Here is a 23,126-nt window from a genome sequence, read left to right as displayed (position 1 = left end):
AATGTTCAAAGGTCGTGATTTCCTCATGCTTGAATCTCAACATTCAAAAACCCTTCACAATTTCGTCAGGTATTGGGGGCAGAATCGTCCCAACGGTCGGCAAGATTCCACATAGTGAAAAGGTCATCCCGTGCATGCCAGCATACTTTTCTCGGGGAGGAATTTTACGCTTTAACGTCTTCAATGTCCCCCAACGCAAGGCATGGGCGCACGGATCACAATAATTAGTTTATTTCTTCGGAAATCCTGCATAAGACTGAAGGAATGTTTGGTTGCTTCTGGTACATCGCCTAACGAAAGCATATATACAAATTAACGCCTCAGGTATCATTGACTTATTTTTTAGTCAGATAGCGGTGACTTACTTTTCACCAATAGTCCAAAGGGGTGGAATGAGAGCCGGATTAACATTAAACAACTCATACAAAAAAGGGATCTCAGAAAACATAAGCAGGAGAAAGAGCATCGTGCTCAATCCAACATAAAAAACAAACCCACTTTCCTTGTATAATTTTTCGGGATTTTGAACGGGACTATCCTCCAGCAAACCAACTTTAAGATAATACGTCAAAAACCCGGCACCTATAGGGACAAAAAGTATTAACTCCATATGATATCGGACAAGAAATATTCCAGACACAAAGGAACAGGCCATCGCATAGAAAAACATACTGAGCAATAGACGGTTTTCTGTGTAATACCCGAACGACTTACGATACCCCCGTGCACGTATGGGGTCACCTATACGTCGATACTCGGCAAATCGCTTAGTGGCCATGAAAAATGCGCCGACCATCCAGTATGCCAACACCAGGGATAGTGGAGGGATGCTATTGGTTACAAGTGCAAACCACCCAAGCAACAACCGAATCGGATTATTCAATGCCTCAGAAAGTACATCTAAATAAGGTAGTTCTTTCGTCCGTATCGGCGGGATATTGTAAATTAGGCCGCTCACCAAAAAAAGGAGGGCTGTGGTTCCAAAATACGCATTAAGGGAAAATGCAAGGACTATCCCTGAAGTCCCCAATATAAACCACTCCATCCAGGCCCAATTCGCTTTGACCTTCCCGGAAGGAACGGGACGGTCCTTTTTCACGGGGTGGAGACGGTCATAAGGCGCATCAAGAAGCTCGTTGACCACATAATTGCTTGAGGCAATCAAACAGGTAGCTACAACAGCCAGAAGCAAAGGAAGAAGACTAGCCCAGACAAAGAGTTCCGGCTCATAAAACAGGGCCAGCACGATGCCCAGAATCATAAAGACATTTTTAAACCAGTGGTCGATCCTGGCGATCTGGACATACGGCCAGAGTACCCGAAAAAAGTTAGATGGTTGAGTGGATAACATCGCAAAGGCCTCTAAAATTAGTAATCGAACGATATTCTGTTTTTGCACTCGCGTCCAATTCGCAAGGCGCTCTGCGGGAAAATATAACGTAAGGCATTCCGGCAGCTTTGGCACCACGCGCATCCACGTCATACCGATCACCGACATACAACACCTCCCGGGGATCCAGATTCCAGAGGTGACAGGCAAAGAGAAACCCTTTGGGGTTAGGTTTAAACGCATTAATTTCCGGATCCGTGGCGCATAGTTCGACCGTTAACGGCGCATGAATCCCTAGCCCTTGCAATTTTTCTCGTACAGGGTAATCAGAAAAGACTCCTGTACGCAGGCCCCTATCAGCCGCTAATTGAAAAAATTCTTTCATGGCACGACGCCGACAAATCCTGAGATATTTCAAGGGGCGACGGAACATCCATTCCCTCACCACTATTTCCACCTCACTGGGTGTCACACCGACTCGTTCGGCAACAAGGGAGTATTGCAAATTGACCAGGGGGGTACTCGGATCTTCCATGGTTCGTAACGCTTCACGTCCTTCCCGAAAACATTTCAAAATTCGCCAGACACGCAGAGCCTTACGAACAGAACCTAATGCAAACGGAACGGTAGATAACTCAAAGGCCATCAGACCCCGTAGAAACTGCTGGTGATAGAGGGTTCCGTCAATATCGAGCAAAACAGCACGAATCGGGTGAACCAGCTTCACAAAACAGTCTACTCCCCATAATCGGAAAAGTGGTTATTGAAAATTTGACTCTCAAAAGCTCGAAAAAATTATATGTAGTGGGCAAATACCTATATCCATCAAGTTACCGGATGATTGCTCAAAAATACCATTCTTTTGGCATCAAAATTCCTTGAGGCTTAAAAGCAAGAATTGTTCCGTATTGAATCTTATCGGAAACCAGAATTACTGTCTGTAAAAAAGTTAAAAAACGAACCACTGGGGGACCGTGCCCGATAGCGGCCGTTCAGATTACGCGGAGGTCCCATTAAGCCAAGGTTGAAAACTCTAAGCGAGCCCTCATGTCCTCGGTTGGCTCTTCCTTTGAACACGCTGTTTTATGGCGACGGTTGGGTAAATGGTGATGGGGATAGTTGGGACTATTTTGTCCTACAAAGCCATCGCCCACTATTTAAAGGGAGACCGCTTTTGAGCAACTGCCGGTGGGGTAAGACGATTGATCTCCATAGGATCCCTATAGGGTTTTAGATGATTGTCAGCGTTTTTGCCTTTTTTCTCTCCTCTAATGAAGACGAAAGGCTTATGAAAACCATAGCCTTTTGCATTTTTTGGGGGATAACGAGGGCTAGTCGGATAATTTATAGATGATTCCTCGCAATCCATGCTGCAACCGATCATTCTTTGGAAGGGGAAGCTAGATTATGGTCCCTTACTCTAAAGGCTGGCCGGGCACTCGATTGGGTGTCTCAAGCATGAATGTATCAATGGGTCGATCATACATAGCAATGTATGAATTTTCCAGAGTACAACTCACAACCATTTCTTTGAAGGGATGGGCAATTCGGAGATGTTCGTCTGGCTAAATATCGTACATTAGCTCTATCCCCGCTATACTTACACCTGCTGAAAGAAGGCAAATAACACTCCAAATACATGGTCGTCAACACCTTTAATACTTTTGGGCAAGCTGTTCATTGAAGATCTTCTAATCATGGCCTAGATTTTTTTGGCCACACGGGCAAACCAGGTTAACCTTATACAGAAAACCGGGGATTCAATTGGCCTAAGGCGAGGGGTAAATCGATAACACCAATAGATTGATTTTACTGATTCAAACCTGGCATCTTTAAAATCTGAAGGAAACTAAAAGCGGTTAAATCCTACAAGGGTCATCTCCAAACACCAATGTTTTTTGAGACGCCGAAATCCCTCGACATACCCCTCCCTGATCTCTTTCGAGTGAGTACCCGAATGTGCCAGAGCCAGGGTTACATCTGCCTGATCTGTTCTGTCATAGAATGCAAAACATGATTGCGGCCATCTCTTTAGAGGCCCCATCGCTGGCCCTCATCCAGCAATTAATCGCTAACAACCGAATGCCAAATCTCGCGGCTCTTCAACGGGAAGGCGAGGTCGTCAGTCTCGACCCTCCCTTTCTCGATGGAGCGGTTTACGCCACCCTCTATACCGGTCAGCATCTGTCGGAGCACGGAATTTACTCCTTGTTTACCTGGTCTGCTCCCGAGCAAAGGCTTCGACTGTCTCACGAACTCTTATCAGATGAGACTTTGTTCCGACGCCTTGACCGAGCAGGCAAACGAGTCCTTGCCATCGATCCACCCGAACATCCCATACAAGAGCTAACCAACGGTATCGTGGTGAGTGGATGTCAGTTTCGATCACGCGTCCACTTGGCTAAGTGGTCGCGTCCTCCGAGCTTGGGCAAGGAACTCTTAAAACATCTTGGCAAGACGCCTAGAGGTGAGGAGACCTTTGGTCAACCATCGCAGCACCATCTCCTCCACCTGCGGAAAATCCTCCTGCAAGCGCCTAGCCGCCTGGCCAGCGGGGTTGAACGATTGATGGAAGAGAGGGCTCCCGATGTCCTCTGGTTGCACATGGCTGCGATCCACCTTGCGGGTCACCAGCTTTGGAATCCAGCGTCCGTCAACGTCATCGGGCAATCACGAACCGGAACGGCTCTGCTGGAGGACTCCTTAATTGACGTATATCTAGCAGCCGACGCAGCACTCGGTCGAATAATAAAAATTCTGCCTGACAATGCAGATCTCCTTGTGTTCTGGGCTAAAGGAATGGGTCCGGAGACATGTCGGTCCGATCTTCTTCCCGAGATGCTGGAACGGATTCTAACCCCTCCCTCCCCGGTCCGCGAGTCATCAGGAAATGACATTTTGACGAAGCTGCGTGCGATTGTACCCACCTCGTTTCGTTCTAAAGTCGCAGATGCCTTACCGGATTCACTTTCGCTCCAACTCACAGCTCGACTGGGGACAATGGGGAAAGACTGGAAAGCGGTGCGGGCCTTTTCGCTACCTTCAGACGGCCCTGGATTGGTTCGGCTCAACATCCGCGGGCGTGAGCGGAATGGGATTGTCACCGAATCCGAAGCAAAAGTGCTCTGCGACGAGATCACCCAGGGCCTCCGAACCTTTAGTGACATCGATGGGAAAGAATGCATCGCGGGCATTGAACGACCCGGAGACCATTTACCTCCCGGACACAAACTAGACAGGCTTCCGGACCTGGTTATCCGATGGAGTGGCGAACCATCTACGAACCTGCGCGGCGTGACGTCCCCGGTATACGGCACAATCTTGCGGGAAGGTGCGGGGTCAGGGCGGTCGGGAAACCACATACCTGGCGCCGGCGCAATCATCATCCCGCGATCGGGAACGTATCACGCGATCAATGGCCGAAACCCACATCTGATTGATCTGAGTGCGACGGTCTGTGCAGCAGCAGGCGTGCCCTACAAGGACCTCCCCGGCCAGTCACTTCTCGCATATCGATGAAAACATGTAGTGATGGAGATCCAACCGAATCAACCAGCTTTAGGGAATCCCAAGTAAAAAATTTTACCAAATTAGGTGTCTGATTAATTGGCGCCTATGAATTTTTCTTATAGTTTGACGTAGACTTTCCTTCACTTCATGCTATGCTATTTTGACAACTGAGACGAACTATCCGGGAAATTCCGGAGAGTAAATCCCTACTCAAGAAGCTAGTGGGCATCCTTCATTTGTATTGTCTCATCACATTTCCGCATTCCTTCCCTCGGCAAGCGGGGGTATATCCTGTGCTGTTCTCATGAAAAAAATAAAGGTATTGTTTGTCTATCTTGGATTTTATCGGGATGCCGGGGCGGAACAAACTCCCCTGGGGCTTGCTGAGGAGCTTGATCGTAAACGCTTCAGGTTCGAGATCGTTACCCTGATGCCAACCACCTCTTCCATTGGCGCTGCAGTAAAGGCAACTGGTTGCACCATACACGAGCTCGGATTGGGCATTCCTCGCCTCACAGAACCGATCGGCATAATCAAGGTTATCAAAGCCCTTTACCAGATATTTCGCCGAATCCGACCCGACATTGTTCAGACGCAATCAGGTTTTTGCAACGTGTGGGCCCGTCTGGCGGCTAAATTGGCGCACGTTCCCGTGGTTATTGCGACTCTAAATTTTGGTGGGGAGCCAAAACCGCGATGGTATATGTGGCCGGTTATGCGTGTGATGCATTCCTGGTTGGCTACGAGCACCGACGCCTACGTCTGTGTAGCTGAGCATTTGGTGAAGGAACAGTTACAGCGCTACGAATGGGATCGTGCCGAAATCATCGATGGCTTTTTCGACCTGCATCGTTTTCTTTCGGGCCGCACCGATTTGCCGGAAATCCAAGCCCTAACCGATCCCGCGCATCCAGTACTCGGCATTGTCGCAAGGCTCGAATACGATAAGGGGCATAGGGTGGCAATCGCGGCTATGCGAAAAATCGTTGACGCGGTGCCCGGCGCTTGCCTCAAGATCGTCGGAACCGGCAGCTTGGAACAAGAACTCAGGGATCAAGTGGCAGCACTGAAACTCTCGGAACACGTCGAGTTTGCCGGTCACCGGACTCAGATTTGCGAGATCATGTCCACTATGGACCTGTTGTTGATCCCTTCATACAACGAAGCGTTCGCTAGGGTAGCATTGGAGTCGATTGCCGCCGGAGTACCATTATTAGGGAGTCGCAGCGGTGCATTTCCCCGAATTCTTGAAAATGGGAAATACGGTGAGTTGATCGCCCCAGCCGATCCTGATGCGTTGGCAGAGGCGGCAATTCAAATAATCGCTAACCCGGCCCCAGCATTGGTTAAGTTAAAGGAAGCTCGAACTACAGTGCTCAGGCGATTTACCAAAGAGGAAAGTGCCCGGCGATATGCTAATCTTTATATGCGTTTAACGGGAAATTCTTAGGGAAAAAGCACAAATAATTTTAAATAAGTAATATTACCTCTTCAAGCGTAAGAATTTGGGCAGGGAAAGCATTTAAATTTCGATCTCTTGTAAAATAAAGCAACTGGAGGTGTACCCATGATTGATAAAAAGCGCTCTGGAACTGGCCACAATTCCGAGCCTGTAGTGAGCGTGCTGATTGTGGCCGACCATGACACAGATCGCCATGCAGAACTCGCGGATCTCCGCAGTTGCCTCCAAGCACTGGCGGCACAGGAAGTGGACGAACCCGTTGAGTTTCTGCTCGTTGAAACGGAAGAGCGTGCACGAAAACTTCCAACCGACTTGCTGGCCGAGCTACCTGGCTTAAAGGTGATCGGAGTGCCCAAAGATGCTACCTACGAGCAAAAGAACGCCGGCGCCCAGGCAGCTCAGGGTAAAATTATAGCTCTCTTGGATGCAGACTGCATTCCGGTTCCCGGGTGGCTCAAGTCACTAATTACCACATTTCGGTCCCACCCCCATTATGTTGCAGTGAGCGGCCGCACCATGTATGAAGGCAAAACCGCCACCGAACGATGCCTCTCAGTCTTATCCCGCGGCTTTCTCGACCCGGGAAAAGAAGGCCCAACCCGCTTCATTTCGAATAACAACTCTGGTTTTCTCCGAAAGGTTTACGAACGGTTCCCCCTCCCGGAAAATGAAGGACCTTACGCAGCGCAGCTACAATCTGCAGCTATCATGCGGGACGGCGGCCGTTTTCTCTTTCAGCCAGCCATGACTGTGATACACGACTTCGAGGGCTGGTCAATGGAGCGCGATATTCGTTGCCATATCGGCTGGGCCACTATCCGTATCCGTCAGCTCGATCCCGGATTGCGATACAGTTGGCTCCTACGGCTAGGACAGGGTTCAATTCCTTTATTTTTCATAGGCAGAGTCATTGAGAGCTTGGGGACTTGTTTTCGAGTCGGCCAACAATACGGTCTGCGTCTAACGGACTATCCAGTCGCAGTGGCACTCACGTTTTGGATACATTTCCTCGAGATCAATGGCATGCTGTTAGCATTCCGGCACCAGCGAGTAGACAAAACGAAATATCGCTGACCACTATGGCCAAGCTTTTCATTGCTTCGCTGGTTGATCCGGCTTCGCACCCGGGTGGTGCAGGAACCTACACTCGCGGACTCCTTGCCGCGCTGGGGAGTAGCCACGTGGTCAATTTGGTAGCTCCTCTTCACCCGCCTCCAGGCCCATGGTATCGTTCGCGCCAAGTAATATCGTTGGCTCAATCCTACATTTCTGAACTTCCAGCATTGACATTGTTTACACGTCAGCCCGAGTTTAAGCTGAGAATTCGCAAAATTGCGCGGTCCCAACATTTCGATGCGGTGTTGATCAACGGCGGTGACATGTTATGGGCCGTCAAGGAATTTCCGCCGGAAATCCCCACAGTACTCATCGCGCATAATCTGGAGCACCAGGTGCTGACTCAAAAACTGGCCAACTACCCATTCCTTTCACATGTCCTCAAACGAGAAATTATCAAGCAACGTCGTTATGAGATCGAGGGGCTCCGTCGGGCCAATGGAGTTATATTTCTTTCGACAACTGAAATGGCTTGGGGTTGCAACCAGGTCCCTGGACTACGAGCTCTTCATCTTCCGCCGATGTTTACCAATTCTCCTATAGCCCGTCAGCCCAAGCCTAACGGCCATCTACGGCTTGGATTCCTTGCCGATTTCGCATGGTGGCCCAATCGGCAAAGTTGGAAGTGGCTAATGGATAAGGTACTTCCCAAGGTGGGCCGCCCTATCACGGTTCACATCTTTGGGCGACAGAGTGACCAGATACCCACTCGTGGCAGAGTTATTTCCCATGGCTTTGTCCAAAATCTTAGGGAGGTATGGGAACAGGTGGATATCATGATTTGTCCCATTCACGAAGGTGCCGGTGTGAACATCAAGCTTGCGGAGAGTCTATACAATCGAATGCCAGTTCTCGCGACTACCCTGGCAGTACGCGGCCTCGAATGCCCATCTGGACCTGGCCTGACAATCATGGATAGTGCTGAAGAATGGGTTGCCTTCTTAAGTTCGTCGCAGGCTGATCTGCTTGCCGCCGAAGTGTCCTCAGAGGAATTAAGCCGACAATTTTCTCCCGACCGCCATAGAGAAAAGCTGAAAAATTTCCTCACGGAGGTAATCCGAGGTCCGAGGTGAAGAACCTATAAAATTGGGACAGGACACATTGACAATGTTTTCTCACTTAAGATTTCAATCTTCATGTTAGAGTTTGTTTGCCCATCTCTTTACCCCCTGCTGAGCCCATGCCAGCCGAAACCAACAACACGGCGAAAGGTTAAAGGGTCCCTATTCGCATGCACTGCCAATTAACCCAATGAAGAGTTCACCATACCTCGATTACCCTTTAAACCGAACTTATCTTTCCTTCCGTTGTTCGATAGTTACCGTTCTTCGTGTGAAAAACGAACGTGCGAGTGCAATTTCGTCGTAACTAAATTCCCACAAGACCAGATATGCCAGAATAATTACCACTCCGATAGACCCAATTTTAAATACAAGCAAAAGACCAGCGGTTGGCCACATCACTGCCAGCGTATAGGCTAATACGCTGATGACGACGCTACGCCACAACGTACCAATGGGCGGGGAAATCGCCCAAAGCCGGTAGATCGCAAACACAGATGCCAAGGCACCAATTCCCTGACACAGGGCTGTCACCATGGCAGCGCCCAGGGCATCGAACCTAGGAATCATCACCAAATTCCCGATCACCACGAGGAAGACCAGCGGGATACTTAAATATAAGGTGAATAGTGGAGCACCTGAAGCCGTCGCAATGACCACGGCTATTGAGACCATCACAAACGCGATGGCTCCCATAATCAACACCCCCAGGATTGGACCAGCAAGCTTGAAAGACTGACCAAACACCAATGTGACAATCTCAGGAGCAGCGCCCGCAATGAGGGCTCCAAACGGGAATAAACCCACAACCATTCTCATCGCACCAAATCCCATGCTTTTTGCCTGATCAGTTTTTCCCTCAAATAGGAGACGGCTCACCGTCGAGAGCAACAGCGGGGAAAAAGATGCCCCAAACAGACCGGGAATGATCGACAAATTCTGGGCCGCACCATAGACTCCTGCCTGCTCCAGGGTTCCGCCAAGAATTTTCAGCATAACCAAGCCCATGCTAGAAAAAAGAAGGAACAAGATGGATGAGATACACAGGAGGATACCGAAGTCATAAAATGGGCGGATGGGAATGACAATTTTGCCAAAGAAGGGAGGCCTGACATATCGACGGGTGATAGTGAGTTCGACCAGGGCCGCCCCAAGGCTTCCAAGTATAGCGCCAGAAACAGACAGGCCCATTTCAACCAGGAACAGAATCAACAGCAGCCTGGCAATCCAACGGTAGGCATTGGTCACGGCTTTCTGCCGAAAACTACCAATTCCCACGAGGATGCTCTGGTGGGCTTGAGTCAGGCTACTGATTGGGATGTGGAGGGCATAGAGGGCGAGATATGGCGCAAGCAACGGTTCGTCGAGGAGCCAGGCAAGAGGAAATGAGAGCAGTCCTAGTAACACCCCTCCGCCAACCCCTGCTACGAATTGCAACCGGATGAGGGTGCTACCAACTGGAAACCAGTTTTTGGCTTCCCCAATAAACTTAATCGCCGGACGAGCAAAAAATGAGTTGATCCCGAGCTCCACCCATCCAAACAACGTCGCAGAGAGGACCAATAAGCCATAGCCATCGGTTCCGAGTCGTCGGGTGAGGAACCCGGCGGTAATGAGGCCTGTAAGGGGAAACAGGAGCCCGGCGAGAAAGACTCGGACTGTCCCATCAACAAGATGACGGCCTGGTTGGGACGACAAGGGACTCACTGGGGAAACTCTGGTTGATGTTCCACATACTGGGCTAATGCTTCCCCGATTCGACGATGAACCGCAGGAGAAGGATGCCGGTCAAATCGACTTGCCATATATTCTTCAGTGGTAAATTCCTTACCTAGGTAGGATAAATCAAGATACCTGATACCGTCTTGTATCAGTCTGTCAGGAAGAGGACCCCAGGCGTTTTCCTCCATTCGTGGAAGGAGCGCAATCAATGAGGAAAGACCATATTGATTTGCTGTCCCATTGAATTGTTGAATGTAACGGTAGGAATCGGGAATCTCGCCGCGTGAAAGCAGTGGGTCAAGGTATTGAGGTTGAGAAACCCACCGTGACCCTATATCCCGGAGCACATACAGAAGACGGATTCCTCTTAAGGCCTCTCCAACCGAAGAATCAAGAAGACTTGCGATTTTTTGACCAACCAGGTAACCAGCTGAGTCAATGGTGGGAGTCCGGTCAAGATTCAGATCAGGCGGAATGATAGCCATAACAACCAGATCCGGCTGAATATTCACTATACGGTGTTGTAGCATGGCGGTCATCTCTTTAACGCTATACGCCGAAACACCGAAATTAAACACTTTCACGTTCAAGAGATTCTGGTGTTGATTCAGCATATGTTCCAGAACTTCGGTGAACGTTTCCTCAGTTTTGGGAACACCCTCCCCAAATGTGACGGAATCACCCACGATTGCAATACGATATTCCTGTGGTTGTTTGGGGCCATAGACCATTCCAGAGACTTTCGAACGCAAACCCAGGCTATCCGTGTTAATGAAAACAAGACCTCGGGCTCTGGCCTGCATAAGATTAGGTTTATGTATGTAGGAAATGTCCTCGCTCGGTTCAAATGAGGTATAGATCGGATCATGAATATGGTGCTCCGAATATCCCCAGATCCTGACCCCAATTTCCAAGAGGGGTACGGTCACGAGGAGTAGGTAACCAGCATACAAAAGAGCTTTTTTCAATCTTTTTGGCATCGATGCTTCTTTCTTACCTAGACCAACCGTTGCGGAGTATAGATCTGGGCATTCTGTATTTTTGCGTTGTTCCTTAATCATGCCAATCACATTAATTCTGGCTTGAGTAAACGTGCATCTTGGCATTCATGCCTTGTCAGGAGGCAGGCCTGGAATGAACGCACGTTTGCCTGAAAATAGAGTAACAATCCTAGCCCGCAATTTTTGAGGTATGAGCCAGATTCCCCAAAACAATACGACATCCAGCACAGACAGTTTTCCATGCTGGTAGGCATGTCGAAGAAGCAACAACGACTCCTTTCGATTTCCTTCTTTCACGGCATTTGCACTCAGCCAGGTCGTGAGGAACGACGCGTAGGCCCTCTTGGTAACCAGATCCTTATTCTGGTTAATCCAGGCAAGTGAAAAACGCCAATTCGTCTTGCTACTGACCGTGCTGCGGTTATCATCCTTATGCCAAATGGCTAGTGGGGAAGAACCGGGGACAAATTGGACACCAACATCATGTCGCCTGGTCGCTCGGAGAACCCAATCAATATCGTCATGTCTCTGACTTTCCTTTCTAAATGGAACCATCTTCAAAAGGGCTCTCGCGGTAAATATGGTGGAAGTTTGTAAGTTTCCTTCCCCTCCGAAAATTTTCGTCCGGCAAAACAGGTATTCGCTCATAGGCTCATTCGGCTTAGGGAGTCTGGTCGGCCATAACAAATCCCCCATTTCGTGACGCACTATCAGACGACATCCGATAATCGGATATCGGTGCGGGGACTGTTGCGCTACTCGAAGCTGGCTGAGAAGCTTGTGGGACATCCATTCATCGTCATCATCAAGGAACGCTACCCATCGACCTCGTGCTTCCTTGACACCCTTATTGCGAGCTTCCGCAGAGCCATGAGTGTGGGGCAAAACTTTAACTCGTAATCGAGAATCCTTTATTTCACCAAGTGCCTCTACCGTTAGGTCATCGGGACCGTCTACGACAACAATCACCTCCAAAGCTTCGTGGGTCTGGCCCAACGCACTTCGTACGGCTCGCACCACTAAATCGGGGCGGTGCCGGGTAGGAATCACGATCGATATCAACGGGACTACCTCAAGCATCACGCTCCCTCATGCAAATTCCTCATGTGTATCCGCATCATGATCCCGTTTCGTGGACGCAAAGTCATGTGAGGCTTCGGCACAACCGTCTGCCCAGGTACTAACGTGAGAGTGAACCGCTGAGCGATAGATGCCAAAGCCAAAATGCATTCCATTTTGGCGAAGACTTCCCCAATACAGACGCGGACACCTCCTCCGAACGGAAAATACGCGAATTGGGGTCGTCCTTTCTTTGCTGACTCGGCGAAACGTTCCGGGTCAAAGCGTTCCGGATTTGGCCAATACCGGGCATTCCGATGCATGACATACTGACAGAGATACAGCTTTGAACCGGCAGGAATGGTGAAGCCGCTTGGAAGGACAGCATCTTGTCGAGCCATGCGGATGAAAATCCACGTTGGGGGATACAGACGCATCGACTCAGCTAAGATCATTCCGGTATAACGAAGCTTAGACAAATCATCAGCACCTGGGACACGACCGCCTAGCACTTCGCGAAGTTCCTCGTGGAGTCTGGCTTCCACTTCCGGATGCTGCGAGAGAAGATACCAGGTCCAGGTTAGAGCTTCCCCGATAGTTTCATAGCCTGCACTAAAGAGGGTTAAAAATTCGTCACGGATTTGCTTGTCAGTCATCCCGGTCCCATCATCATATTTGGCCTGTATGAGAAGGGATAACATATCGTGAAATGGCACAGCGGCATCACGCCGCATGTGAATTTCCCGGTTAATGATATCATCGATTCCCTTCATCGCCAGCTGGTATTCACGCCTGAACTTTAGGGGAAGGTATTCGGAAAACGGGAGCAGTGAAAAGTGCACATGTTCAACATACTTTTTCCTCGTGGTTATGGCTCTGGCCAACTCGCCGGAACCATCCTCAAACTCTGGACCAAAGACGGTCTTTATAATATTGTGTTGAGCTAGGGCCATCATCTCATCTCCGATATTCAATTCGGTCCCGCATTTCCATCGGGCAAGCCTCTTTTCGACTCCATGGGTAATTGTCTCGGGGAAGGCTTTAATGGAGGTCCGGTAAAATACGGGCTGCATCATCCGCCGTTGTCTGAGGTGGACGGATCCCAGACTGGTCAGCAACCCTTCGCCGGATAACCGCTTGCCTTTTGGACTGGTAAGGCGTGGCCCTTTATCAAAATTGTCGGAATTTGTTACCAGCACATATTTAATGTCTTCAGGATTGTTTAGCAGGAACGTGGTCCCTCCGATTTTAAGTTTCACCACATCCCCATATTCAGCCGCGCAGCGTGAGAGAAACCCGAGTCTATCCCGAAGAAACCCAGGGATATGGCCGATAATAGGATACCCCCTGGGGCCGGAAGGTTCCTTTGGTGATTTGTCGTTGCTCATAAATTGGTGCTTCCTGCCAAATTAAATCTTTTTTCCTTGCCTATCTCTTGGATGAGTTGCAGGTAGCGTTTCATATACCTTTTTCGGGAATAACATTGTTCATACCCTACACGCGCCCGTTGTCCGAGAGTCCTACGAAGCTGGACGTCCTTTCCCAGCAAAGTAAGGGCGTCATGCAACTCTTCAGGGGAGTGATACACCACTCCCCCGCCTGTCTTATCAACGGCTTCACGACTCCCACCAGCATGATGGACGATGGCCGGCGTGCCATGGGCAAAGGCTTCCAGGATGGTTAATGGGAACACCTCCGGAGCGAGCGAGGGGAGAACCAGGGCCATTGCCCTTTGATACCAAGGCCCGAGTTGTTCTTGGGAAAGAGGGCCTAGGAACTGAATGTGACGGTGCTGGGCATATTGCCGTTGGAGCGTGAGCAATAAGTCCCCCCCTCCAACAACCACAAGGTCATATTCGCTGAGCCCCACAAATTCTTTCAAAAGGATGGCAATGCCTTTCGAGGCCGTGACCCGGCCCACGTATAAAAAATATTTTTGGTCTTGAGAGATAGCATTGCCGTCCAGTTTCGGATCTAACCTGGAGAAGGTCGGCAAGACATGTATGGGTGGAGTCTGTCCGAGAGATTTATGCCGTTCTGCCGTGTATGTACTCGGCGCGAGAAGGGCATCAACCTTGGCCAAACTTCGCTCAATGAGACGGGTGTATCGCCATAATTGAGGGGGAACTCCCGAACGTATGCAGCAGCGGATACACTGTGGACTATCGCATGCTCGTTGACCATTCTTCCAGAAGATGTGCATCGGACAGAGCAGCCAGTGTTCGTGCAAGGTATACAGCGTCACGGGCGCTCGACTCATTTGGAGCACACCGGGTCCCCCGATCAATGAGATGTTGTGAAAATTCACGACGTCAAACTCACGCCGGAGAAGCATCCGAAGTTGTGTGGCTTTGACCCCCGGCCCGCCTGTCTGCTGGGTAATCAGCGGAGACAGCATCCCGAAGGGGTTGCGTAGACGATGCACCACAACCCGGTCGTCCTCAGCCTCCACAGCCGCCGGTTCCTTGCCACTCAGGCGATAGGCATCTTCGCAATGCACCACTTCGACATCATGCCCTTCCAAGACCAATGCACGAGCGAGGGCCTGGACAAAAATGGCGTCCCCCCCGAAATGGTAGGGCGGATAAAATGTGGTGACCATACAAAAGCGCATTGACGATTATTTCCGTGGTCCCTTGGAGTTTCCGGCTTCTCTAGGAGCATCCTCTATTTGAGCCAATCTTTTCATGGCGAATGTTTTGAGAGGACAGGGGAAATGGGTGAGTCGCTTGCCATAAAAATCCTGCCAGATTCGCCATCTGCCACAGGATCATCAACCCGGTCATGTGGAGTGGCTTCTTTCCTGAAAGCGCACGGCGGAATACCGAAGCATAGAACCGTGGATCAGGCTTCAAAAGACTAGGAGCGCATCGTGCTCGCGTGCGATGAAACTGATATGCACCACGCCCATAGGAAAAGTGTTGTCGACAGAATGCCGTCAGGTTGAGTTGGTGATAGTGATGGACAATGGCCCTAGTAGTATACACAAGGGGGTGTCCTTGCCGTGTCCACCGGTCACAAAAATCTCGATCTTCTGAAGTACGGAAGGATGAATCGAACCCTCCGCTTTCCTGAAAGAGCTTCCTAGAAACCGCCATATTGTTCGACGCGAAAAACCCGAGGCCACTATCCCTACCGAGGAAATATGCATAGGCCTCATCGATAATTATTTGGCTAGCGATCGAAAAAATATTGTCGACCAGTCCATTAACAGTCCGCCCGCCGACAAGCCCTGTTGGAACATCATTGAAGGATTGGGCAAGTTCCCTTAACCACTGTTTGGTCGGTGCGCAGTCATCGTCCGTAAAAGCCAGAATGTCTCCCCGTGCATGCTGCGCCCCCATATTGCGAGCCGAACCCGGACCGGCATTAAATTGACGCAGACAGGTAATTTTCGGAAGAATGGACCCACCCTTCTTGTGCACTTCGACGGGATCCGGGCTCCCATCATCCACGATAATGATCTCGAACCGGTCATGTGGATAGTCAAGCCGTCCACAGGCCTGTAAGCAGGCAGCAAGTTGCTTCGGTCTATTGTAGGTAGGAATCACGATAGAAAAGATAGGTACAGACGTCTTCATGAATGCTCGGTGGCATTGGAAATGAGCTCAACGATTCGGCTTACCGATCGTTCCATTGTCACCACCCGAGTGATCAGTCCATGAGCCCGTTCGCTGATTGAAGCACGCATCTCATCATGAGCCAAGTAGTGACGAATCATTTCAGGCATCTCATCTATCGAGGCGCTGATAAAATGCTGATCGGGCACAAAAGGGTCTGGGCGGTATATCGGTTCGGATACAACCAGCGCCTTGTTTGCCATCCCCAGGATCAAGCGGAGATCCGGAAACTCTCCAGGTGTTCTTGACAGGTTGAGAAGTATTTTCGTCCGATTCAGTAATTCAGTCCTATCCTTTCCCCAACATCCCTGATTCGTATAACTACCCACTACATGTATCCGAATTCCGCTTTTCCGCAGGCGCTCCAAGAGACGATTCCGGCGGGGGACATCCTGGGCTCCAAGGAACAGCACGTCGATATCCCTGGGCAGGTCCAAGTCCTGCCCACATGAAGGCTCGTATCCTAGTGGAACCCAATCGGCCTCTATGCCTCGCTCAGAAAGAAAATCCCTGCGTCCTAATGTAGCAGCCACAAGGATATCCGGAAGTCCATTCCTCACCCAACGACGCAATACAAGATAATTCGTGTAGACATCCGTCGCTTCGGAACTGCGAAGGATGAGCTTTGCCGTCTCCCACCAGTTCAATCGCGGCCATGGCAAACCAGCCGCGCTCGGAGGCGGGAGAGGTTCCGTGTGCCAGAGTATAACCAGAGGCCTTTGCGCTTGATTGATGGCTGTGAGTTGCGCAAAGAGTCCAGGATACCAATTCGTATTTCCCCAGACCCAAAGGACACTATCGGGTGCAAGATCCAATGGCCCATCTTTGATCTGCCTTACCTGATGCCCGGCCTTTTCAAGAATGGAAACCACTACACGAGGGGGAGTCCCATATCTCGCAGCAAAACCCCGATAGCAGAACGTGATGCCAAGTTTCTGGCCGACCGGTTGTTTCGAAGCAATCATCTGGATAATTCTCAGTTCGCAACGGGATGGCCACGAGATGAAGATTAGCACGTGGCATGGTTGTTCATTAAAGCATCTCTTCTATAACTTACGGAGGATGAGAAAACACGCCTCACGCATGCGGTAAAGGCCTACGACGTATCCCGGATGTTGTCAGAATTTCGAAAGGAACTGGCTGCCAGGTTGCGTGACCGGATCTAAGGGCATACGCGAGAATTTCTTTGAAACAAGGTGCCACCAAATTCGTGAACAATCCTAGCAGTAGGCGATGACCCAGCTTGTCAAACTGACCAGGCCTTCGAACATCCATCCCTCGTTATCTCTTTGCAACGCTAACCGCTTTTCCCGTGGCTGCAGACTCCAACGCGGCCAGGGCAACAGCCAAGGCACGTCGTCCATCTTTTAAACCGCATTCAATCCCGCCACCCGCACGGACTGAGCCGATAAAATGTCGCCATTCTTCTATGTAAGACCGACGCCATTCTCCGCCCTGCCGATTCGTGGCGATGGCTTCGGGGAATTCTTTGACAAATTCCCTCAAACCTCTGATTCGTGCTTGGATATTTCCCGAGTTTTCGAATGTGGTGGAAGTTTGCAAGCCATCAAAGCGATAAAAATCAATCCCTAGCGATCCATCTCGTCCATAAATCTCCATACTGTTAGTTTGAGTTGCACATTCGGAAAATGTCGCCGAAGCAAGTGCGCCGCAACCCAAGCGAGCCGAAACCGTCGCCGATTCATCCTCCCAGGTTCCCGACCGACTGTGTGCACTGATTTCCTCCACCTCTTCATCTAATACATAATTCCAGAGATCGAAATGATGCATCGCCATCTCAAACAGAACCCCCCCGCCTGAGAGTCGTCTCTTTCTCCACTCGGGGAGATCTTTATTGTAATTCGTCAACAGATTGCTGCGAACAACTTCAAGGGGCCCAACAGCACCTTGCTGAAACAAAGTCCTGGCCTGTCGGGTTAACCGATGCCAACGAGTGTTAAAGCCCAACATGATTTGAAGAGGTAACCCTGCAGCCCGATCAATAAGTCGATCACATTCCTCAAGGGTTAAGCTCAGTGGCTTCTCGATAAAGAGGTGCTTGCCAGCATCCAATGCTGCCAGGGCGATCTCAACATGAAACTGCACCGGGGCACAAATGGCGATCGCCTCAATTGTCGGGTTCTCAAGTAAGGCTCGATAGTCAGACACACACTGTTCTGCCGCGAGTTGATGGGAGGCGCGGTGAAGTGCCTCTGGATTGGGATCGGCTAACGCCACCACCTTTGCACCAGGCACAAATTGTAATGCCGGCAGGTGAAGCACCGTCGTGGCCCGCCCACAACCGACCATTCCTATTCTGACTGGCAGCTTTTCATCGGATTTCATACACCCTCCACACTGTTTTAAAACCCCAGAATTTCCAAACGATCCTGCTCTCGAATGTGTTTGAACCGATTAACCTCATATCTGGCTACCCTGTCCAGGGCATTCCCTGTCCCTAACGCATAGCCAACCATTTGGCCCATGCCATCAATCGCCAAACCCATTATCAAGGCAGGCAGACAGGACAGAAATTGAATTTTTAAGTCCTGAGAAGGGAGTCCCGTCCAAATGCGCCACAGCCGGACAATTGGAATAAGAGGCGACCCAATAGCAAACATGAAGCGCCATGGCAGAGGCTTTTGCCGGGCTCTGGCTCCGGCGAAGAGACGGCCGTTATAGAACTGGGCTGGCACCCAGGAGGACCATAGAGAAAAATTTGTATGGGCGACCCTCGCTGTCGACTCCATATACAATCGATGCCCTTTTCCACGAAGATCCCAGTGGAGGACTGTTTCGGCCTCCATCATGGCATCCAGTTGATTTCCATAGCCCAGCAAAATCTCTCGTTTGTAACTAGTATTATGCCCCGGCAAAAATTCCGCCTCCCTGGAAGGAGCAGGTGTCAGCCAGGGACCGTAGCCAATAAACAGATCCGCCCAACTCACGGCAGTATTGGGATTGGCATTTCTGACGCCGGGTCCCACGGCAGCCCAGGGCCCCTGATGCGCGGAAATAAGGTTCTCCGCCCATTGCGGATCAGGGAAACAATGGTCCTCAGCCAAAGCCACAATCGGGGCTGCCGCTTGACGAATTCCCGCAGCATTTGCCTGTCCAATGGACTGAAATTTCTTGATCTCGACCACCTGATAACAGGCAAACTCATTCAATTGATCCAGCTCCAGGTCCAACAGCATTTTCGAAGGCGCCACGATCACTAATTCCAATGACGAGCGGGCGGTTTGAATGAGAAGATGCGAAACGGTTTTTCGGATGGTGCCATACCCCGCTGGAGTTGCCAGAATGACGGAAAGACGCGGAGTCTTTCCCTGGTCCATATCACGTGTAGGAACTTGTTGTTCGTTCACTTTATTCACCTTCGCCTTTTTTTCATGAGCCATTATTAAGGATGCCACCCAAAACCGTTCTGAGCCCGAATGATCCCCTTCGCCTGTCTACATAAGTATTCTTAATAATGGAAGTGTCAAAAAGTACCTCCGTGTCGGGCACGCGCAGACAGACGGTGAGTATTGGAGACCACCAACGGAGGACCGCATTTCCTTAGCACACCGTCAAGATCCACCCGCCATTCAAGCCAACCTCTTTGCAAAGTATGGTTGCGCCAGAGCCGCCACAAGAGCACCAGGGACCCAACCCCGAGTATAGAGCTCTACCCCGGCGGCGACGAGCTTTCCGCGCAGCGACGGGTGGGCAGCGGTTCGTTGAATCTCCTCAAATCGTTGTCTCGCAAACGGTTCGGCAATTTCCCGCGGCGATACCTTCCGGAGCCTCGCCTCCTTCATCAACCAGGCGACTCGATCGCCGAGATAACGTTCCATGGTCGAGACGATCTGCTCCCTTTTCATCGAGGCGAAGGCCATCGTACTACCGAGGATCCCGCCACAATTGGCGACGAAATCGGGAAGATACACCAGTCCCCGTTCAAACAGAATTTTCTCGGCTTCGGCCGTCACTGGATTGTTGGCTCCGGGGCAGATAAGGCGGGCGAGCACTCGAGGAGCGTTGTCAGCATGAAGACTATGATGAGTCGCACAAGGGCAGAGCAGATCCACGGGCAACTCAAACAATTCAGCGCAGGAAATACGTTCGGCATCGGCATAATAATCCACCACGCGGCTGCCGTGCCGGTCGGCGAAATGGTTGAGCTGCTTCACATTCAGACCATGCGGGTTCGTAATCGCTCCCCTCTCGGTGGAGATTGCCACCACCTTGACATGGGCTTCGTCCAACAGGCTGGCCAAGGCACTCCCCACCTTGCCGAAGCCTTCAATGGCTACCGTACAGCGAGGGAGCGTCAAGCCCAAATGCTGGATCGCCCGTTTAGCACTGATGAACACGGTCGCCGCCGTGTACTGACCCGATTGCGTGTCGCGCAATTCCCGCCACTTGAGCTTCACTCCAACCGCATCGAGCATCCCGCGGATGTCTGTGTCATTCGTACCCATATCAGGGCCTGGAATAAAGATGCGGTTGATCAGAAGCGGAGCAATCGCTCGCCCAAACGCTTCCAGGTGCTGCCGGCGTTCTGCGAGCGGAGCCTCCGGGTTGAAACGCACGCCTGCCTTCGCGCCACCTTGCGGTTGTCTTAAGAATCCGCACTTGAGTGTCATGGTACGAGCCAGACCACGCACTTCTGCTTCGCTCACATTGGTAGACATGCGAAGTCCCCCTCGCGAGATGCCACATACGGTCGAGTCAACGACGACGAACCCCATGACTTCGGAACCTCGGGCAACCGTGCAGACAAGTTGGTTGTCATCCCTCAACTCTCGATGCACATCCACGCAGTCAGCTACCCTGAGTAAAGAGGCCATCGAGAATCCCTTTCAAGACTTCAATACTCGAACAACCATGAAGTGGCCCATGAGATAGGATGCGGGATATCTTGATAGGTGATGAAAACTTGCTCACGCACGAACTGGTTGTCGTTTGTTGCCCGCGGCTTATGAAATAAGTTCCAAACTTCATGTTCTAAAGAATCCTCAAAGATCAGACATTGGTATAAGAGGATCTTTTTACTGATTCGCAGCACCTACGAACCGAGCTATTGCCTGTTTAGCAGGTACCCATTATGGCCGGACACGATTGCTGTCTAGGGCGTTTTTGCATTGAGGAATAACAGCTCCCAATTCATGCGACACGCGTTGCTGTCGAGATCATAGCCCAGGTGCTTTCGGATACCCTCTACTACCTGGGCAGAGTCTGCTTTATCGATCCCGAACAACAGTTGAGAAAATCGTCCCATGGCCTGGGGGGAGTCAAACTCCCAGTGAAAGGGGATCAACGAAGACTCCCTCACGGTAAATCCCCATCGTTCGATCTCAGTTTGAGTTTCGGCGGAGATATAAGTGCCTTTGTGTCCCATGGTATTGTGTTCGTTGACAAAACCGTCCAGAAATTCGGAAACGGCCGACCCGGATTGTACGTCAGCAATGTTAAGCGTCCCTCCCTTTCTTAACATTCGATAAGCCTCTGAGAAGAACCGGTTTTTTTCATCGACATGGTGCAAGGCCGCGAGGCTGATAATGTTATCCACCGCCCCGGTCTCGACAGGAATATCCTCAAGAGTTGAGAGCAACACGTGGAGGGCGCCATTCGCTCTGCAGAGAGCGGCAAACACCTCTGAGGTTTCGATATGGCACAGAGCGGTGGCCCGATCCACAAAGTGCCTTAAGTACCCACCACCGGAAGGAATATCACAAACGATATCTCCATCTTTCATGTCGGCCATACGGGCGATATGAAGAAATTCTTCTGCACGAGCGTTCGGGTACTGGATCATTGCTTGATGATATAGATGGCCTCGTTTTTTGAAAATTGCGCGATATTCCGAAAACATGTAATCACCTCGCATTCTTTTTGCCCACCTCGGGATTCCCATGCGATTTTGACGATGTCCGCTGATTCCCTCCTAACGTAGAAAGAATCTGTTCAAAATCGCAGAACTCCGTCCCGCCAACAGGAGATATCCCGCCTCTATTCTGGCTGGGAAGCGCACCTATTTCCTGTGAACCACGTCCGGTTGGGACCGCCACAAAGAGTCGCTGCAGCCCTGCGATCCACAACGAGCGATGCATCATAGACGCTTGGTCCTCGTGGGCTACGCTATTGAGCCTGAGGGCGGTCAGCCCCGCCAGGTGACCGTGGTTCCTGAAAATTAACGGCACATCAGCAAGGAATTCGAGGACCTGCTCATTCGGTCGTTCCCACCGGACCAGGTAGTCATAGGGAGTCTGATGTTCATCCATGAGCTGGACTCCCCACTTCCTTTTGAAGCGAAGAAGTCCGTCATTGAGAACCGGCGGGGTGCCACCGAAGTCAATGCTTGCACATCTCCCCTCTTCGGCGCACTTGATTTCGAAAATGTAGAGTGCCGCAAGAGCACCCTGCTTCATCAACGTGAGATCCCCCCCTTCTGTGCCCAAAGCCACTCCACGGAAGACGTCACCCTCCTGCTCAAACAGCGCTGCGGCAATGCGATGGTCGCCCCGCCGCAACCAGATGAGTCCCCCACGACGAAACTTTCGACGGAGCTGATGCACGTTATGGATCACGGCGAACTCTCCGTGCCGCTTCTGGACGAAGGGAAGATACATTGATGAGTAAAACACCTCGCAGTCTGCCTCCCTATGTGAGACCTCCATCGTGAAACCCTCACGCCGGAGCGTATCCAAATCTTCCTTCACGCTACGGCTGGCACGTGCAAGCTTGTCAAGATCGACCGGCAGTGACAGTCGGCAGCCGATGCTTTCGGGAACCACAAGGTAACCGTCTTCAAAGAAGAGGCGGGCAGAGACACGATCGACCCGTGCGACAATTATGTCCGCATCGACAGCCAAACGTTTTAGGAACGAAGGAAGGGCCCATACAGGCACGGCTCCAACGACCTCTCGACGAGGCGCACATGCAAAGAACCGATGCGGCAGGTAATCGGCCCAGGGTTGAAGCCCGGCCACTACGATGATTGCCGATCGCTCGGAATGTCTGGTTGGCCCTCGCAGAATAGCCACAGGTACGCGAAGCGCAATCCATGGCAAGACCCACGGGGCACATCTCTTGGCTGCATGGTCCAGGCCGGCTGGCGCATGCTCATAGAGCCACCACGCCCAGTCGTTGAAGCGGGGAATTTTCTGATTAGCCATGCCCATTTCCAACTCCCAGAGACTCATTACGCCGATGACCAACCTCAAGCAAACAAGGGCGACGTCACCGGCGTTCCTGTTC

The 23,126-nt window shown here is 50.9% G+C and carries 18 protein-coding genes; 4 read left to right on the top strand and 14 right to left on the bottom strand.

What is annotated here, in order from left to right:
• Positions 1 to 361 precede the first annotated feature (361 nt).
• Positions 362 to 1,351: a UbiA family prenyltransferase gene (locus LX98_RS19470; protein WP_496430421.1), complete on the bottom strand. Its 990-nt coding sequence runs from the start codon at positions 1,349 to 1,351 to the stop codon at positions 362 to 364.
• Complete coding sequence (locus LX98_RS19465) at positions 1,329 to 2,057, bottom strand: HAD-IA family hydrolase (RefSeq protein WP_496430420.1); 729 nt, start codon at positions 2,055 to 2,057, stop codon at positions 1,329 to 1,331. The genes LX98_RS19470 and LX98_RS19465 overlap by 23 nt, the downstream gene beginning before the upstream one ends.
• 1,286 nt (positions 2,058 to 3,343) lie before the next feature.
• Here LX98_RS19465 and LX98_RS19460 point away from each other — a divergent pair.
• From LX98_RS19460 to LX98_RS19445, 4 genes are all read left to right on the top strand, one after another.
• Positions 3,344 to 4,849, top strand: coding sequence for an alkaline phosphatase family protein (locus LX98_RS19460; protein ID WP_496430419.1), 1,506 nt, complete (start codon positions 3,344 to 3,346; stop codon positions 4,847 to 4,849).
• Between the two features lie 232 nt (positions 4,850 to 5,081).
• Positions 5,082 to 6,290, top strand: coding sequence for a glycosyltransferase (locus tag LX98_RS19455; RefSeq protein ID WP_496430418.1), 1,209 nt, complete (start codon positions 5,082 to 5,084; stop codon positions 6,288 to 6,290).
• A gap of 117 nt (positions 6,291 to 6,407) precedes the next feature.
• Positions 6,408 to 7,376: a glycosyltransferase gene (locus tag LX98_RS19450; protein WP_496430417.1), complete on the top strand. Its 969-nt coding sequence runs from the start codon at positions 6,408 to 6,410 to the stop codon at positions 7,374 to 7,376.
• Between the two features lie 5 nt (positions 7,377 to 7,381).
• Positions 7,382 to 8,491: a glycosyltransferase gene (locus tag LX98_RS19445; RefSeq protein ID WP_496430416.1), complete on the top strand. Its 1,110-nt coding sequence runs from the start codon at positions 7,382 to 7,384 to the stop codon at positions 8,489 to 8,491.
• Positions 8,492 to 8,710: 219 nt separating this feature from the next.
• On the opposite strand, the gene LX98_RS19440 is transcribed toward LX98_RS19445, so the two are convergent.
• The 12 genes from LX98_RS19440 to LX98_RS19385 all read right to left on the bottom strand — a co-directional run bounded on the left by LX98_RS19440 (position 8,711) and on the right by LX98_RS19385 (position 23,044).
• Positions 8,711 to 10,186: an oligosaccharide flippase family protein gene (locus LX98_RS19440; protein ID WP_496430415.1), complete on the bottom strand. Its 1,476-nt coding sequence runs from the start codon at positions 10,184 to 10,186 to the stop codon at positions 8,711 to 8,713.
• Positions 10,183 to 11,181, bottom strand: coding sequence for an SGNH/GDSL hydrolase family protein (locus LX98_RS19435; protein ID WP_496430414.1), 999 nt, complete (start codon positions 11,179 to 11,181; stop codon positions 10,183 to 10,185). Before LX98_RS19435 ends, LX98_RS19440 begins: the two co-directional genes overlap by 4 nt.
• A gap of 126 nt (positions 11,182 to 11,307) precedes the next feature.
• Positions 11,308 to 12,282: a glycosyltransferase gene (locus LX98_RS19430; protein ID WP_496430413.1), complete on the bottom strand. Its 975-nt coding sequence runs from the start codon at positions 12,280 to 12,282 to the stop codon at positions 11,308 to 11,310.
• Complete coding sequence (locus tag LX98_RS19425) at positions 12,282 to 13,649, bottom strand: cytochrome P450 (RefSeq protein ID WP_496430412.1); 1,368 nt, start codon at positions 13,647 to 13,649, stop codon at positions 12,282 to 12,284. The genes LX98_RS19430 and LX98_RS19425 overlap by 1 nt, the downstream gene beginning before the upstream one ends.
• The gene (locus LX98_RS19420; protein WP_496430411.1) at positions 13,646 to 14,863 is read right to left on the bottom strand and encodes a glycosyltransferase; all 1,218 of its coding nucleotides are present in this window, start codon (positions 14,861 to 14,863) and stop codon (positions 13,646 to 13,648) included. The genes LX98_RS19425 and LX98_RS19420 overlap by 4 nt, the downstream gene beginning before the upstream one ends.
• A 52-nt stretch (positions 14,864 to 14,915) precedes the next feature.
• Positions 14,916 to 15,842: a glycosyltransferase gene (locus LX98_RS19415; RefSeq protein ID WP_496430410.1), complete on the bottom strand. Its 927-nt coding sequence runs from the start codon at positions 15,840 to 15,842 to the stop codon at positions 14,916 to 14,918.
• On the bottom strand, positions 15,839 to 16,846 hold the full coding sequence (locus LX98_RS19410; protein ID WP_496430409.1) for a glycosyltransferase family protein: 1,008 nt from the start codon (positions 16,844 to 16,846) through the stop codon (positions 15,839 to 15,841). The genes LX98_RS19415 and LX98_RS19410 overlap by 4 nt, the downstream gene beginning before the upstream one ends.
• A gap of 316 nt (positions 16,847 to 17,162) precedes the next feature.
• Positions 17,163 to 18,227: a Gfo/Idh/MocA family oxidoreductase gene (locus LX98_RS19405; RefSeq protein WP_496430408.1), complete on the bottom strand. Its 1,065-nt coding sequence runs from the start codon at positions 18,225 to 18,227 to the stop codon at positions 17,163 to 17,165.
• A 17-nt stretch (positions 18,228 to 18,244) separates the two neighbouring features.
• Positions 18,245 to 19,282 carry a glycosyltransferase gene (locus LX98_RS19400; protein WP_496430407.1) on the bottom strand — a complete coding sequence of 346 codons (1,038 nt, stop codon included), beginning with the start codon at positions 19,280 to 19,282 and terminating at the stop codon, positions 18,245 to 18,247.
• 189 nt (positions 19,283 to 19,471) lie between these two features.
• Complete coding sequence (locus tag LX98_RS19395; protein WP_496430406.1) at positions 19,472 to 20,716, bottom strand: Glu/Leu/Phe/Val dehydrogenase dimerization domain-containing protein; 1,245 nt, start codon at positions 20,714 to 20,716, stop codon at positions 19,472 to 19,474.
• Between the two features lie 278 nt (positions 20,717 to 20,994).
• Positions 20,995 to 21,756: a methyltransferase domain-containing protein gene (locus LX98_RS19390; protein WP_496430405.1), complete on the bottom strand. Its 762-nt coding sequence runs from the start codon at positions 21,754 to 21,756 to the stop codon at positions 20,995 to 20,997.
• Positions 21,746 to 23,044: a hypothetical protein gene (locus LX98_RS19385; protein ID WP_496430404.1), complete on the bottom strand. Its 1,299-nt coding sequence runs from the start codon at positions 23,042 to 23,044 to the stop codon at positions 21,746 to 21,748. The genes LX98_RS19390 and LX98_RS19385 overlap by 11 nt, the downstream gene beginning before the upstream one ends.
• Between the last annotated feature and the right edge of the window lie 82 nt (positions 23,045 to 23,126).

Source organism: Nitrospira marina (assembly GCF_059568365.1).
This window is presented reverse-complemented; position numbering and strand designations above follow the sequence as displayed.

Coding starts and splice junctions, on each gene's coding strand:
- LX98_RS19470 (WP_496430421.1), bottom strand. CDS start 1,351: ATGTTATCCACTCAACCATCTAACTTTTTTCGGGTACTCTGGCCGTAT.
- LX98_RS19460 (WP_496430419.1), top strand. CDS start 3,344: ATGATTGCGGCCATCTCTTTAGAGGCCCCATCGCTGGCCCTCATCCAG.
- LX98_RS19450 (WP_496430417.1), top strand. CDS start 6,408: ATGATTGATAAAAAGCGCTCTGGAACTGGCCACAATTCCGAGCCTGTA.
- LX98_RS19445 (WP_496430416.1), top strand. CDS start 7,382: ATGGCCAAGCTTTTCATTGCTTCGCTGGTTGATCCGGCTTCGCACCCG.
- LX98_RS19435 (WP_496430414.1), bottom strand. CDS start 11,181: ATGCCAAAAAGATTGAAAAAAGCTCTTTTGTATGCTGGTTACCTACTC.
- LX98_RS19430 (WP_496430413.1), bottom strand. CDS start 12,282: ATGCTTGAGGTAGTCCCGTTGATATCGATCGTGATTCCTACCCGGCAC.
- LX98_RS19425 (WP_496430412.1), bottom strand. CDS start 13,649: ATGAGCAACGACAAATCACCAAAGGAACCTTCCGGCCCCAGGGGGTAT.
- LX98_RS19420 (WP_496430411.1), bottom strand. CDS start 14,863: ATGGTCACCACATTTTATCCGCCCTACCATTTCGGGGGGGACGCCATT.
- LX98_RS19415 (WP_496430410.1), bottom strand. CDS start 15,842: ATGAAGACGTCTGTACCTATCTTTTCTATCGTGATTCCTACCTACAAT.
- LX98_RS19410 (WP_496430409.1), bottom strand. CDS start 16,846: ATGATTGCTTCGAAACAACCGGTCGGCCAGAAACTTGGCATCACGTTC.
- LX98_RS19405 (WP_496430408.1), bottom strand. CDS start 18,227: ATGAAATCCGATGAAAAGCTGCCAGTCAGAATAGGAATGGTCGGTTGT.
- LX98_RS19400 (WP_496430407.1), bottom strand. CDS start 19,282: ATGGCTCATGAAAAAAAGGCGAAGGTGAATAAAGTGAACGAACAACAA.
- LX98_RS19395 (WP_496430406.1), bottom strand. CDS start 20,716: ATGGCCTCTTTACTCAGGGTAGCTGACTGCGTGGATGTGCATCGAGAG.
- LX98_RS19390 (WP_496430405.1), bottom strand. CDS start 21,756: ATGCGAGGTGATTACATGTTTTCGGAATATCGCGCAATTTTCAAAAAA.
- LX98_RS19385 (WP_496430404.1), bottom strand. CDS start 23,044: ATGGCTAATCAGAAAATTCCCCGCTTCAACGACTGGGCGTGGTGGCTC.